Source organism: Citrobacter sp. BIDMC107 (genome assembly GCF_001037575.1).
Taxonomy (GTDB): domain Bacteria; phylum Pseudomonadota; class Gammaproteobacteria; order Enterobacterales; family Enterobacteriaceae; genus Citrobacter; species Citrobacter freundii.
This window is the reverse complement of sequence record NZ_KQ089848.1, coordinates 552,275-565,240: the sequence shown is the minus strand read 5'-3', so window position 1 is coordinate 565,240 and position 12,966 is coordinate 552,275. Positions and strand designations below refer to the sequence as shown.

The window sequence follows — 12,966 nt, the reverse complement described above, 5'->3', positions numbered from 1 at the left end:
GTGAGATAAGTTTTTATTCTGAAGCTGCGAATATAAATATATAAATCATCCCACGACCTCTGTACTCCGACGACGGCGCAGGCTATTCCACGAGTACAGGGCGTTGAACAGTACGACTCCTGCGGTCACACAGAATACAGCACGAAAACCGTAGTTGGCGGATATCGCTGCCCCCATTAGAGGTCCTGTTACGTTACCAATGTCGCGAAATGACTGGTTATAACTGAAAATACGTCCAGCTATTTGATTAGTCGAGTTATAGACCAGCAGCGTTTGTACCGCCGGGAGCAGAGCGCCGTCGGCCGCCCCCAATAAAAAGCGCAGAATACCAAGCTGCCAGGGCGTCTGGACAAATGACATTGGAATTAGCAGTAACACGGAAACGATCAGCGCGACGATCAGGATCTTCTCCGGGCCAATCCGATCGCCTAATTTGCCAAGTTTAGGGGCGCTGATTAATGCCGCAACGCCGGGGACAGAGGCTATCATCCCACTGATAAACGCAATATTGCTGACGTTGCCAGCCAACTCTCGAACGTACAGTGTCAGTATTGGCGCGATAGAACCGGTGGCTACCTGAATGATCAAAGTGGTGACAAACAGGCTCAGCACCAGTTTGGGGTTCCTTAAAGAGGCCACGACTTCACGAATGTGCAGCATTTCCTTCTTGCTCACCGGCTGAAAACGCTCGCGGATAAAAAATAGCGTCAGGATGAAGCAGACCAACAGCACGCTGGCGGTGATGAAAAATACGGGACGCAGTCCGTACTGATCCGCGAGGAGGCCGCCCGCTAGCGGCCCGAGCAGTGCGCCACTAACGCCACCGGTGGAAAGCGTTCCCAGTGCCCAGCCGCTTTTATTGCGTGGAACCTGGGTGGCGATCAGTGCATTCGCATTGGGGATGAATCCACCAAGCAGCCCCAACAAGGCGCGCAGGATCAAGAACTGCCAGATATTTTGCGCCAGTCCCATCAGCATCATCACAACAGCCATACCCAACGCAGATCGTAGCAGCATGATTTTTCGCCCCTTGCGATCGGCAAGGCCACCCCAGAAAGGAGAGGCGATGGCGGAAAAAAGAAAGGTGATGCTGAAGACCAGGCCTGACCACATATTCAGTGCGCTATGTCCCGTGACGCCGAGGCTCTCGACGTAAAGTGGCAAAAAGGGCATGACCAGGCTAAATGCTGCGCCGGTTAAAAAACAACCTAACCAGGCAACGGTGAGGTTGCGTTTCCAGTTTATGGGATCATCTGAGGGTGACATAGCGTTCCGCAGTGTGGCGCGCTGTTTGCGCTATCGATTGAATATAAGTAAGCAGGCTAATTATGCGCCTGGTTGATAGTTGCTGCAATGCGGATAGCAGTTAAACCTAAAGCAGGCAGGGAAGGTGTTGCAGCCCACAGGACTGCAACAGTGTTTTAGTACAGGGAAGGAGAACCTTCAGGGCGCGTCTTGAAGCGACGATGCAGCCACATATACTGCTCTGGCGCCATCATGATGCATTGCTCAACAATTTTGTTCATCCACGCGGCAGTGGTCTCTGCGTCGTCCAAAGGCGGTGAACACTCCGGAGGCAGCATAATCAATTGATACCCTTTACCGTCAGGTTTGCGGCGAGGAACAAACGGTACCAGGCAGGCATTGGACATGCGCGAAAGCATCCAGGTCCCAGAGGTTGTTGCGGCTTGTTCAACGGCAAAAAGTGGTACAAACACACTGGCACGAGGGCCGTAATCGTGATCCGGCGCGTACCAGACCACTTCGCCCTTTTTCAACGCTTTAATCATCCCTTTCAGGTCTTTACGATCGAGCATTGATTTATTCGAGCGCATACGGCCCCAGGTTTGTAGCCAGTCGAGAAGCGGGTTGTCGTTAGGGCGATACACACCAATACCCGGCTCCTGCAAACCAAACTGACGCGCACCCAGTTCCAGAGTCAGAAAGTGCAGACCCACTAATAGGATCCCGCGTTTTTGCGCCTGAACGTCACGGATATGTTCCATCCCGATCACTTCAGTCCAGCGTGAAATACGCTTATCGGACCAAAACCAGGCCATCCCGGTTTCCATTACGCCCATGCCCACGGATTCGAAGTTCTTGACGACCATCTGCTGGCGTTCCTGCTCACTCATCTGCGGGAAGCACAGTTCCAGATTTCGGGAAACAATTTTTGCCCGACGTTTCATCAAACGTAGCGCCAGTCGACCTAATGCACAGCCCAACTTAAAGAGGATGGGGTAGGGTAACTGCACGATTAACCAAAGGATGCCAATACCCAGCCAGGTTAACCAATAACGTGGATGCAGTAACGCAGCCGAAAACTTGGGTAAATTCGTCATGTCTATCCTGTCTTCAAACGACCAATTCCCTGTATTGTCGCATTTTTTCGCGCGTATCAAAAATTTGTGACGGGAGAACGGTGATTAATTCCGCAATTGTTGTTGCAACTTTATAGTGAAGTATGAAATGTAGCGTAAAATGTGTGGATGTAAATTGGCGATGTTTGCTTTATTATGCCGCCGATTTTCATTTATTCCCTATTTGCAGGATACGTACACCATGCCAGTGTTACACAACCGCATTTCGAACGACGCCCTCAAAGCCAAAATGCTGGCCGAGACCGAGCCGCGTACGACGATCTCATTCTATAAATATTTCACCATTGCCAATCCTCAGCACACGCGTGATGCACTGTACCAGATGTTCACCGCATTGAACGTCTTCGGGCGAGTATATCTTGCCCATGAAGGAATTAACGCGCAAATCAGCGTACCGCAAAGCAACGTCGAGGCATTTCGCCAGCAACTCTATGCGTTTGACCCTGCATTGAACGATTTACGTCTGAATATTGCGCTGGATGATGACGGTAAATCGTTCTGGGTACTGCGTATGAAAGTCCGTGAACGTATCGTGGCGGATGGTATTGACGATCCAGACTTTGACGCCAGCAACGTGGGGGATTATCTCAAGGCAGCAGAGGTGAATGCCATGCTTGACGATCCTGAAGCGGTATTCATTGATATGCGCAACCATTATGAATATGAGGTGGGTCACTTCGAGAATGCGCTGGAGATCCCGGCAGACACGTTTCGCGATCAGTTGCCGAAAGCGGTTGAAATGATGCAGGCGCATAAAGATAAAAAAATCGTGATGTACTGCACGGGTGGGATCCGCTGTGAGAAAGCTAGCGCCTGGATGAAACACAATGGATTTAGCAAAGTCTGGCACATTGAGGGCGGTATTATTGAGTATGCCCGCAAGGCGCGTGAGCAGGGACTTCCGGTGCGTTTTGTCGGTAAAAACTTTGTCTTTGATGAGCGCATGGGCGAAAGGATCTCTGAAGATGTTATCGCACATTGTCATCAGTGCGGCACGGCGTGCGATAGCCATACTAATTGCAAAAATGATGGCTGCCATCTGTTGTTTATTCAGTGCCCGGCTTGTGCGCAGAAATATAAAGGCTGCTGTAGCGAGCTGTGTAGCGAAGAGAGTGAGTTGCCGGAAGAGGAACAACGGCGTCGTCGCGCTGGGCGTGAAAATGGCAATAAAATCTTTAATAAATCACGTGGTCACCTGAATACCAAACTGGGTATTCCAGACCCTGCGCAATAGTCGCTATGCCGGATGGTGGCTTGAGCCCCATCCGGCCATTCATGCGTTACTTCTGTTGCACACCTTCCACTGAGATGATCAAATCGACTTCCTGCGACGCCGGACCGAGATCGGTGGTGATGTTGAAATCCTTCAGCTTAATCTTACCTTGCGCTTCAAAACCAGCGCGCGTACCGCCCCAAGGATCGCCACCCTGACCGATGAGCTTCGCGTCCAGCGTAACCGGTTTAGTAACGCCGTTCAGGGTCAAATTACCGGTGATATCCAGGTCATTACCTTCTTTCTTCACGCTGGTGGAGCTGAAGGTCGCCTGCGGGAATTTTGCTACGTTAAGGAAATCTGCGCTGCGCAGATGTTTGTCACGTTCGGCGTGATTAGTGTCAACACTGTTGGTGTTGATGGTTACGTTAACCTTATCGGCTGCGGGATTTTTCTCATCAAAGGTAAACGTACCGTCGAAATCTTTAAATGTGCCGTACAGCCAGCTGTAACCCAGATGCTGAATACGGAAATTAACAAAGGCATGCTGTCCTTCCTTGTCAATTTTGTAATCTGCCGCCACGGCCGACCCGGTGGTGAATAACAGAGAGGCGAGTGTAAGTCCCAGCAGGTTTTTTTTCATTTTAAGCTCCATAGTCAGATGACGATTTTCCCAACATGCGATTGAGGGTATCGTCGTTATCAATAAAGTGATGTTTCAGGGCCATCAGTCCGTGCAGTAGGGATAAAATCACCACGGTCCACGCAAGCCACAGGTGCAAGCTACCGGCGAGGTCGGCCTGAGCACCTGCGTTGGCAACGGTGGCTGGAATGTCGAACCAACCAAAGACGCTTATCGCTTTGCCATCTGCGGTGGAAATTAGATATCCGCTGATGACAATTGAAAAGAGCAGCAAATAAAGTACGAGGTGACCCATTGCCGCTGCGATGCGGGTTAAACGGGAGTAGCTTGCCAACGCAGCAGGCGGAGGGGAGAACAACCGCCAGATAACGCGGATAACCAGTCCCATCATGAGTAGGATGCCGATGCTTTTATGCAGTTCAGGGGCCTGGTGATACCAGCCGTCATAGTAGCTAAGCGTGACCATCCATAAGCCCAAGGCGAACATGCCATATACAGCAATTGCAACCAGCCAATGTAATGTGGCTGACACTACGCCATAGCGCTGTGGACTATTTTTGAATTGCATAAGCACACCGATTTATATTTCAGAAGTGAATGAAAATGGCGTGTAAAAGACATTAATGCAACTAATAAATAACAATGGTGATGATATTTATTTTTTGTTCAGTAAAGTTGACTGATTATTGAATTAATCATCAAGGGATTAGTGTGAGAATAGGTGGGAGTGCTTGGTTTATGGGTGGTTATGATTTTTGTTATTGTTCAGTTTATTGCAATGAAATTAAGCTAATTTCAATTTTTGTCAATTATTGTCAGCGCGCAGGAATCAGAAAAACATAATATATATTACATCCATAATGGCCAGCAGCGACCATAAAATAATGTAGAGCATAAGATGCTCGCGAATATTATTAACCAGATAGTGAAAGATACGACGCATTGACGTTATTCCTGTCATTAAAAATGGCCTCACCATCGAGGCCATTCATTTATTATCACTTAAAACGGCTTAGCCTGAAGGGGGTCAGGTCAAAGTCAGACGGTTTGTCCTGAGCGAAGTTTGCCGCAATCTCTCCCAGAACAGAGGCAAACTTAAAGCCATGTCCGCTTAGCCCGGTAATGATTAGCGTGTTGTCGTGCGCTGGCAGAGTATCGATAATAAAGTCTTCATCCGGTGAATTATCGTATGTGCAGGACGCGCCGTGCAGGCAGCAGCCAACGCCCGGCAGAATTGTGCGCAGGAATGGGAAGGCTTCAGAACCATCGCTGGCTACAGCGGCAAATGGCTTACGCTCATCAGCAGAGTGAATGACTTGTCCGCCGTTGTGCTTACCAATTTTCAGCTCGTCGTTTTCTGCCGGGAAACCGTAGTATTGATCACCATTTGGCAGCTCGCCGGTAAAGGCTGGGAAGTTATTCTTAACGCTGTAGCGCCCATCGGCCTGATACCAGGCGAACACTTTGCGCACCGGTTGGATCGGTAGTTCAGGGACTAAAGCCTGCACCCAGGTGCCGGCGCTGATCACTGCTTTTTTCGCGTGGTAGTCACCGTCAGCCGTTTCTACCGTGATGCCATCATCACCGTGATGAATTGCGCTGACCGGGCATTTAAACAGTTGCGCACAGCCTGCTTCTTCCGCCAGACGGATCCAGGTTTTAATTGCTAACTCACTGCGTAAAAAACCGGACTCCGCTTCAAACAGACCGATATAGTTGTCAGGTACACGAATCTCCGGCCAGCGCGCCATGATGGCTGCCGCATCCAGTTGTTCAACGTTGAGTTGCCACTGTTTGGCGCTTTGCGCTGCAGTCGCTAAGAAGGTGGACTCTGCCGGACCGAGGTTGATAACACCGGAGCGAACAAAAATCGGTTCTTCATTATGGGTGGACAGTTCATCCCACAATGTTTGCGCACGTAGCACCAGCGGAACGTATTTTTCGCCTTCGCCATAAGCATGACGAATTAATCGAGTGTCGCCGTGGTGGCTGCCCTGCTGATGAGGAGGCATATGTGCATCGATCATCAGAACCTTCAGACCGGCACGAGTGGCATAGTATCCAGCTGCGGCGCCTACAGAACCGCTGCCAATAATGATTAAGTCGTATTTCATCCGCTTCTCTCTGCAATCGCGATAGTAGCAGGTTAAATAACTGACCCGGAATATTCAACCTGGAAATAAGAAAGGCACCGTTAAGGTGCCTTTTGATGGCTGGATGTATCAGGTTTAATGTCGCTGATACTCATTTACCTGGTAATCGCCAGATTCAATTTTGGCGATTCCTGCTTCTAATATCGAAATAAATTGCCTGGCAACATCAGTGGTTAACCAGAGCGTTTGACCAACTTCAGTCCCATCCGGGTCAGGGCGATTCGGGGTCTGGTAGTGCAAACGCAGCATCAGCGCATCGTAGCTATCAACAGTGCTGATGTCCCACCCTACAAGCGGATGAGTCTGAATGACTTCATTATTCTTTTCCATCATGCCCCCTAATTCGTGTTACTAGACAACGGTTTTCGAGGTTCAATGCGTTTTTTTCTGAAGCAACTTCAGTATATCAATAAATAAGGGTATTCATTGAAAATTTAAAGAGGGAAGGGCATAAATTTTTTGTTTTCAGCGTTATCTGACTAAGAAACCAACATGTTATTCATTTTTTTTTAGTATGTTGCACAATTATTTTGTTGTTTTGGTTAAAAGATAATCGGTGGGTTAATATTAAATTAAATACTCGTCAGAAGAAATGCGCGATTGATTACAGGATAGTGTGTATAAAAAAGCCGGGGCGACCCGGCAAACAAACATCACTGCATATCATTATTTATTCGTTGATGAACCAGTCATCCGCGCTTTCCTAGGTTTCCTGTAGGATCTCGCTGATGCGTTCTTTGTCCTCTTTAGTCGCGCCAATAACCGACAAATTGTTTGCGCCGGCATAACGGACGGTAACGTTACCTTCGTTATCCGGAAAATGGTGCTGAATACGGCGGGAGAGTTCACCAGCCAGTGCGTCAATTGCACCGGCAGGTAAAGGTGAAGTTTTGGCAATAGTGACTTCAATACGCATAGTAGCCCCCTGTGGAATATACTGTTTATTTATACAGTTATTCGCATCAGTTGGCTACACTTTTTTTAGCTTTTTACTGACCAGCGTACCGTTTCGCCACCCAGGAAAGGCACCAGCGTATCGTCTTCCAGTGCAATGTTCTCTGGAACCAGGTGCTCCACGCGTTCCAGCTCAATAAAGGTCTCATTTACCGGCAAGCCATAGAACTGTGGGCCGTTGAGTGAGCAGAAGGCTTCGAAATGGTCGAGCGCATTCATCTCTTCAAACACGGTGGCATAGCTGCCCAGCGCGGTCGGTGCATTAAAACAGCCCGCACAGCCACAGCTTGATTCTTTGCGATGACGAGCGTGTGGCGCTGAGTCGGTACCGAGGAATGCGCGCTTAAACCCGCTGGCAACCAGTTCACGCAGCGCCTGTTGGTGGACGTTACGTTTGAGGATTGGCAGGCAATACAGGTGAGGGCGAATCCCACCAACCAGCATGTGGTTGCGGTTAAACATCAGGTGCTGTGGCGTAATGGTCGCAGCCAAAAGTTCGTTACCGTCGCGAACGTATTCGGCAGCATCTTTGGTGGTGATATGCTCGAACACCACTTTCAGCGAGGTCAAACGCTGACGCAGCGGTTCCATCACCGTTTCAATAAAGCGTGCTTCGCGATCGAAAATATCGATATCTGCATGCGTGACTTCGCCGTGCACCAGCAGTGGCATACCCAATTTTTCCATCCGCTCCAGCACCGGCATGATGGCGTCAATAGAGGTTACACCATGCGTCGAGTTGGTGGTGGCATTGGCTGGATAGAGTTTTGCCGCGGTGAATACGCCTTCGTTAAATCCACGTTCCAGCTCGTTGGGATCCAGCGTATCCGTTAAGTAGCAGGTCATTAATGGCGTGAAGTCGTGTCCGGCAGGTACCGCGTCAAGAATGCGCTGGCGATAAGTGATAGCCGCGTCAACCGTGGTGACGGGCGGTGCCAGGTTCGGCATGACAATGGCGCGGCCATAAACCTCACTGGTATAGGGCACGACAGTTTTTAACATGTCGCCATCGCGAAAGTGAAGATGCCAGTCGTCTGGGCGGCGGATCTTTAAAACCTGGGATGGTGCAGTCATCAATATGCTCCGGCTGAGGATGGTCTTTTTTGCCGGAAACAAAGGATAAGCGGAAACGTTTTCGTTTGCACGAAAAAAAAGGGCGCATCAGCACCCTCAGTTTTATTAGTCGGTGAACGGGATGATGATTTCACCCGGTTTGACCTCAATACCTTTCGCCAGTTTTTTCGCCAGCGCTTCACCCTGGCTGCTGTCATCCTTCAGAATGTACGCTGGTTGCTGGTTGAAATAGTTACGCAGCGATTGATTTAAATACGGCATCAGCGTTTGCAGTACTGACTGCATTTTTTCTGGCGTGACGGTGGCGTCGACGACTTCCATCTCTTGCAGATAAATCGCTCCTTTTTCTTTATTGAAAACCGGTAAGGCTTTCAGCTTCAGCTTCATGGTCGCTTTCTGACTGCCAAACAGGGAGTTCATGTCCAGGTTGGCATCGCCGGTCAGGGTTACTTTGTTTGGCTCTTCACGACCAATCTGGCTGGCGAGATTATTCAGTACGATATGTGCTTCAGCAACGCCGGGCAAACCGATGTCTTTTGAAAAGTTATTATGCTTTGCCAGGGCTTGATTAATTTCTTGCTCGCTAACCGTGTATTGCGTGAGTTGATTACAACCAACCAACAGGCCGCTGACAATCAGTGCAGCGGCAAAAAAAAACTTTTTCATGGGGTTCCTCAACATGATGCATGTGGTGTAATCGTGACACAAAGCATCATCGAGTACCAGCGCCCCGGACGCCAGCAGAAAAAACTGAAAAGTGCCCGGACGCAGGTTCGGCTATCAGGCGTCTGGCTCCAGCATACCTCGCGTTGGGCGTTTGAGACTGAATTGCCAGCCCAGCGCCAGGAAGGTGATGAAGCCAATAATACCGAGCATCATCCAGGGCAGCTCAGGCTGTGCCAGGGCCTTGCCCATGTCAAACAGCCAGCCGCCGCCGACATAGCCAATTGCGCCGCCGATGGCGAGTCCCAGTCGGCTGAAGCCCATATAGCTTCCTCTGGCCCGCGCATTCGCCAGCGAGGCGCTCAGAGTTTCACGCGCCGGTTCGGCGATGATCGAGCCAATATAGAACGTGCAGATCAGGGTGAACAACTGCTGTAAATTCCCGACCAGGCCAATGGGCATCATGCTCAGAGACATCACCAGCAGGCCCGCCATCAGACGATGTTCAAGGCGAAAGCGTTTTTCACTCCAGCGGGCAATCGGGTACAGCAGCGTTAAAGAGAGACATGCCTCAATGGCATACATCCATTTCACGGCGGCTGGTGAGCCAGCGATGTCGTTCACCATGATGGGCAGCATCAGCATCACCTGTACCGCCAGCATGTAATAGCCCGCCAGCGTCAGCACATAGGTGACAAAGCGCTTGTCATGCATCACGTGGCTCATCCCTTCGCGCACCGGAATTTTCACCGTCGACAGCTTCCATGCCGGGAGCAGCCAGGCGTTAAACGCCGCGCACAGAACGAACAAAATTGCGCCGGTGGCACATACCAGACGGAAATCGTATTGCAATAACCAACTGCCGAGTAACGCGCCGACCACGGCCCCGGCGCTATCCTGCATCATCAGAATAGAGAAAAAACGCCCGCGCTTTTCCGGGCGGATCAGCTTGACTACCAGCGCCGAACGGGGAGGGTCGAACAGCGTGCCACCTAGCCCGGAAAGAAAGCAGGAAAACCACAGCAGCCACGGTTCATGCGCAATGCCCATGGTGGCGAACCCAGCTGCGCGCATCAGCATGCCGGTGACGATCATCGGTTTGGCGCCGAAACGGTCAGCAATAGCACCGCCGAAAATACCCAACCCCTGCTGGATAAATTGACGTAATCCAAGCGCGATACCGACCATCACGGCGGCCCAGCCCATTTGGTCGACGAAACGAATTGAGATCAGCGGGAAAACGACGAAGAAACCCAGCACGACCAGCATATTATCGATGAGAAGGAAGTATTTACCCAGGTTCCTTGCCTGCGAGACTTGCGACATTTCCCCTCCAGGGAAAAACTCGTCACTCTGGATAGAGTTTAAAAGATAAGCACCTCCTATTCTGCGGTGTCGTCATCGCTTTTCCCACCCTTCGCGGGACAATATTTTTTTATCAAAAGTCCGTCTTGATAGAGAGTTTTCATCAAAATGTGTGAATAATTCAAAAAATGGCATTTTGCTCTTTTCACAGGGTGTATTCGCACAGGTATAGTAATGCGAATAGCGTATTGAAGACGTTACGGGAAGGAGTAGGTATAGAATGTTTGGCTATCGCAGTAACGTGCCAAAAGTGCGCTTAACCACGGACCGCCTGGTCGTGCGTTTAGTGCATGAGCGTGATGCCTGGCGTCTGGCAGATTATTACGCAGAAAATCGTCATTTCTTAAAACCCTGGGAACCTATTCGCGATGAAAGCCACTGCTATCCGTCCGGCTGGCAGGCGCGTCTCGGCATGATCTCTGAGTTTCATAAACAGGGCACTGCCTATTATTTTGCGCTGCTCGATCCGGACGAAAAAGAGATTATCGGCGTTGCGAACTTCTCAAACGTGGTGCGGGGATCCTTCCATGCCTGTTATCTCGGCTACTCCATTGCGCAGAAATGGCAGGGGCAGGGGCTAATGTATGAAGCCTTAACTTCGGCCATCCGTTATATGCAGCGCACTCAGCATATTCACCGCATTATGGCTAACTACATGCCACATAATAAGCGCAGCGGTGACCTGTTGGCGCGACTGGGTTTTGAAAAAGAAGGGTATGCCAAAGACTACCTGCTGATTGACGGGCAGTGGCGCGATCACGTGCTGACGGCGTTGACCACATCAGAATGGACCCCCGGCCGCTAAGTTTCAGATGCAGCCATGATTAATGGAGAAGACGATGAAATACGAATTAACCGCCACCGAAGCACGAGTGATTGGCTGTTTATTAGAAAAACAAGTGACAACGCCGGAACAGTACCCACTCTCCGTTAATGGAGTCGTAACAGCCTGCAATCAAAAAACGAATCGTGAACCGGTGATGAACCTGTCGGAATCGGACGTGCAAGAGCAGTTGGATAACCTGGTTAAGCGACATTTTCTGCGCACGGTGAGCGGCTTTGGCAATCGTGTCACGAAATATGAGCAGCGTTTCTGCAACTCTGAATTTGGCAATCTGAAGCTTAGTGCCGCAGAGGTGGCCGTAATCACTACACTGCTGCTGAGGGGCGCTCAGACGCCTGGTGAATTGCGTAGTCGCGCATCCCGTATGTACGAATTCAGCGATATGGCCGAAGTGGAATCGACACTGGAAAATCTGGCAACCCGGGAAGATGGGCCTTATGTGATCCGCCTGGCGCGCGAGCCGGGCAAACGTGAAAGTCGCTATATGCACCTGTTTTGCGGTGAGGTTGATGAAGCCGTTGCCGCGGCAGAACAACTCCCTGCAGCCTCCGGTGATCTGCAGGCACGCGTGGAAATGCTGGAAACGGAGGTCGCAGAACTTAAGCAGCGACTTGATTCATTGCTGGCGCACTTGGGAGACTAACGTGAATAAATTACGTATCGGCGTTGTCGGCCTTGGCGGTATTGCGCAAAAGGCCTGGCTACCCGTGCTGGGCACCTCCGCAGACTGGACGCTGCAAGGCGCCTTTTCACCTTCGCGCGATAAAGCACAGCGTATCTGTGATACCTGGCGGATACCCTACGTGGATTCACTGATGAATCTGGCGCAAACCAGCGACGCGGTTTTCGTCCATTCCAGCACCGCGACTCACTATGCGGTCGTCAGTGAATTGCTGAATGCCGGAGTTCACGTGTGTGTGGATAAGCCGCTGGCGGAAAACCTGCGTGAGGCTGAGCAACTGGTGGAACTGGCCGCGCGGAAAAAACTCACGCTGATGGTCGGGTTTAACCGCCGGTTTGCACCGCTGTACCAGGATCTCAAAACCCAGTTGAGCACCGCAGCGTCTGTACGTATGGATAAGCACCGTACGGATAGCGTTGGGCCGCACGATCTGCGTTTCACTTTGCTGGACGACTATCTGCACGTAGTCGATACCGCATTGTGGCTGGCGGGAGGGCAGGCGCAGTTAAATAACGGCACGCTGCTGACCAATGAATCTGGTGCGATGCTTTACGCCGAGCACCATTTTTCTACCGGTCAAATGCAGATAACGACCAGTATGCATCGCCGTGCCGGTAGCCAGCGTGAGAGCGTGCAGGCGGTGACGGACGGTGGCCTGATTGACGTAACTGATATGCGGGAATGGCGGGAAGAGCGTGGGCAAGGTGTTGTTCATAAGCCGATAGCGGGCTGGCAAACGACCTTAGAACAGCGTGGTTTTGCCGGATGTGCGCGTCATTTCATTGAGTGCGTGCAAAATCAGACGGTTCCCCAGACGGCAGGCGAGCAGGCGCTACTGGCCCAGCGTGTTGTTGAAAAGCTGTGGCGGGAGGCGATGGCTGAATAACCCCCTGTAACATCTGGCGGTAGTAATTCATTGTAATCCAGGTACTATATGCCCACTCAAAATAACACCTCTTTTCAACCATAGGCTGATTTGTCGGCCTGATAAGGC

At 50.7% G+C, this 12,966-nt stretch carries 15 protein-coding genes; 4 read left to right on the top strand and 11 right to left on the bottom strand.

The genetic code is table 11. From position 1 onward, the window contains the following. Window positions 1-45: 45 nt before the first annotated feature. The gene (gene mdtG / locus SK39_RS02790) at window positions 46-1,266 is read right to left on the bottom strand and encodes a multidrug efflux MFS transporter MdtG (RefSeq protein ID WP_048216630.1); all 1,221 of its coding nucleotides are present in this window, start codon (window positions 1,264-1,266) and stop codon (window positions 46-48) included. Window positions 1,267-1,421: 155 nt separating this feature from the next. Beyond that, window positions 1,422-2,342 carry a Kdo(2)-lipid IV(A) acyltransferase gene (locus tag SK39_RS02785; RefSeq protein WP_003036136.1) on the bottom strand — a complete coding sequence of 307 codons (921 nt, stop codon included), beginning with the start codon at window positions 2,340-2,342 and terminating at the stop codon, window positions 1,422-1,424. 220 nt (window positions 2,343-2,562) lie between these two features. On the opposite strand from SK39_RS02785, the gene trhO reads away from it, so the two are divergent. Then, on the top strand, window positions 2,563-3,615 hold the full coding sequence (gene trhO, locus SK39_RS02780) for an oxygen-dependent tRNA uridine(34) hydroxylase TrhO (RefSeq protein WP_046670461.1): 1,053 nt from the start codon (window positions 2,563-2,565) through the stop codon (window positions 3,613-3,615). Between the two features lie 46 nt (window positions 3,616-3,661). On the opposite strand, the gene SK39_RS02775 is transcribed toward trhO, so the two are convergent. From SK39_RS02775 to mdtH, 9 genes are all read right to left on the bottom strand, one after another. Beyond that, window positions 3,662-4,237, bottom strand: coding sequence for a YceI family protein (locus tag SK39_RS02775; protein WP_003832130.1), 576 nt, complete (start codon window positions 4,235-4,237; stop codon window positions 3,662-3,664). Window position 4,238: 1 nt separating this feature from the next. Beyond that, a complete protein-coding gene (locus tag SK39_RS02770) occupies window positions 4,239-4,805 on the bottom strand; it encodes a cytochrome b (protein WP_048216629.1) in 567 nt (188 codons plus the stop codon). 261 nt (window positions 4,806-5,066) lie between these two features. Next, complete coding sequence (locus SK39_RS25310; protein WP_003036148.1) at window positions 5,067-5,180, bottom strand: YceO family protein; 114 nt, start codon at window positions 5,178-5,180, stop codon at window positions 5,067-5,069. A 55-nt stretch (window positions 5,181-5,235) separates the two neighbouring features. Further along, window positions 5,236-6,351: an N-methyl-L-tryptophan oxidase gene (gene solA / locus SK39_RS02765; RefSeq protein ID WP_003836779.1), complete on the bottom strand. Its 1,116-nt coding sequence runs from the start codon at window positions 6,349-6,351 to the stop codon at window positions 5,236-5,238. Window positions 6,352-6,465: 114 nt separating this feature from the next. Next, window positions 6,466-6,720: a biofilm formation regulator BssS gene (gene bssS, locus SK39_RS02760; RefSeq protein WP_003036154.1), complete on the bottom strand. Its 255-nt coding sequence runs from the start codon at window positions 6,718-6,720 to the stop codon at window positions 6,466-6,468. Window positions 6,721-7,093: 373 nt separating this feature from the next. Next, a complete protein-coding gene (gene dinI, locus SK39_RS02755) occupies window positions 7,094-7,306 on the bottom strand; it encodes a DNA damage-inducible protein I (protein ID WP_048216628.1) in 213 nt (70 codons plus the stop codon). Window positions 7,307-7,371: 65 nt separating this feature from the next. Continuing rightward, entirely contained in the window at window positions 7,372-8,418 is a 1,047-nt protein-coding gene (pyrC, locus tag SK39_RS02750; protein WP_048216627.1) for a dihydroorotase, read from the bottom strand. A 105-nt stretch (window positions 8,419-8,523) separates the two neighbouring features. Further along, window positions 8,524-9,084, bottom strand: a complete 561-nt coding sequence (locus SK39_RS02745) for a lipoprotein (protein WP_003036163.1) — start codon at window positions 9,082-9,084, stop codon at window positions 8,524-8,526. Window positions 9,085-9,198: 114 nt separating this feature from the next. Further along, on the bottom strand, window positions 9,199-10,407 hold the full coding sequence (mdtH, locus tag SK39_RS02740) for a multidrug efflux MFS transporter MdtH (protein ID WP_003036166.1): 1,209 nt from the start codon (window positions 10,405-10,407) through the stop codon (window positions 9,199-9,201). Window positions 10,408-10,666: 259 nt separating this feature from the next. On the opposite strand from mdtH, the gene rimJ reads away from it, so the two are divergent. From rimJ to SK39_RS02725, 3 genes are read left to right on the top strand one after another with little or no spacing between them, the layout of a single operon-like run. Beyond that, window positions 10,667-11,251: a ribosomal protein S5-alanine N-acetyltransferase gene (gene rimJ, locus SK39_RS02735; protein ID WP_016149925.1), complete on the top strand. Its 585-nt coding sequence runs from the start codon at window positions 10,667-10,669 to the stop codon at window positions 11,249-11,251. 34 nt (window positions 11,252-11,285) lie between these two features. After that, a complete protein-coding gene (locus SK39_RS02730; protein WP_048216626.1) occupies window positions 11,286-11,933 on the top strand; it encodes a YceH family protein in 648 nt (215 codons plus the stop codon). Between the two features lies 1 nt (window position 11,934). Then, entirely contained in the window at window positions 11,935-12,858 is a 924-nt protein-coding gene (locus SK39_RS02725; RefSeq protein WP_048216625.1) for a Gfo/Idh/MocA family protein, read from the top strand. The last annotated feature ends 108 nt before the right edge of the window (window positions 12,859-12,966 follow it).

What these genes read in the sequence shown, in the direction of transcription:
- SK39_RS25310 (WP_003036148.1), bottom strand. Translation starts at nt 5,180, where the DNA reads ATGCGTCGTATCTTTCACTATCTGGTTAATAATATTCGCGAGCATCTT.
- pyrC (WP_048216627.1), bottom strand. Translation starts at nt 8,418, where the DNA reads ATGACTGCACCATCCCAGGTTTTAAAGATCCGCCGCCCAGACGACTGG.
- SK39_RS02785 (WP_003036136.1), bottom strand. Translation starts at nt 2,342, where the DNA reads ATGACGAATTTACCCAAGTTTTCGGCTGCGTTACTGCATCCACGTTAT.
- bssS (WP_003036154.1), bottom strand. Translation starts at nt 6,720, where the DNA reads ATGGAAAAGAATAATGAAGTCATTCAGACTCATCCGCTTGTAGGGTGG.
- mdtG (WP_048216630.1), bottom strand. Translation starts at nt 1,266, where the DNA reads ATGTCACCCTCAGATGATCCCATAAACTGGAAACGCAACCTCACCGTT.
- SK39_RS02770 (WP_048216629.1), bottom strand. Translation starts at nt 4,805, where the DNA reads ATGCAATTCAAAAATAGTCCACAGCGCTATGGCGTAGTGTCAGCCACA.
- SK39_RS02775 (WP_003832130.1), bottom strand. Translation starts at nt 4,237, where the DNA reads ATGAAAAAAAACCTGCTGGGACTTACACTCGCCTCTCTGTTATTCACC.
- SK39_RS02730 (WP_048216626.1), top strand. Translation starts at nt 11,286, where the DNA reads ATGAAATACGAATTAACCGCCACCGAAGCACGAGTGATTGGCTGTTTA.
- trhO (WP_046670461.1), top strand. Translation starts at nt 2,563, where the DNA reads ATGCCAGTGTTACACAACCGCATTTCGAACGACGCCCTCAAAGCCAAA.
- dinI (WP_048216628.1), bottom strand. Translation starts at nt 7,306, where the DNA reads ATGCGTATTGAAGTCACTATTGCCAAAACTTCACCTTTACCTGCCGGT.
- solA (WP_003836779.1), bottom strand. Translation starts at nt 6,351, where the DNA reads ATGAAATACGACTTAATCATTATTGGCAGCGGTTCTGTAGGCGCCGCA.
- rimJ (WP_016149925.1), top strand. Translation starts at nt 10,667, where the DNA reads ATGTTTGGCTATCGCAGTAACGTGCCAAAAGTGCGCTTAACCACGGAC.
- SK39_RS02745 (WP_003036163.1), bottom strand. Translation starts at nt 9,084, where the DNA reads ATGAAAAAGTTTTTTTTTGCCGCTGCACTGATTGTCAGCGGCCTGTTG.
- mdtH (WP_003036166.1), bottom strand. Translation starts at nt 10,407, where the DNA reads ATGTCGCAAGTCTCGCAGGCAAGGAACCTGGGTAAATACTTCCTTCTC.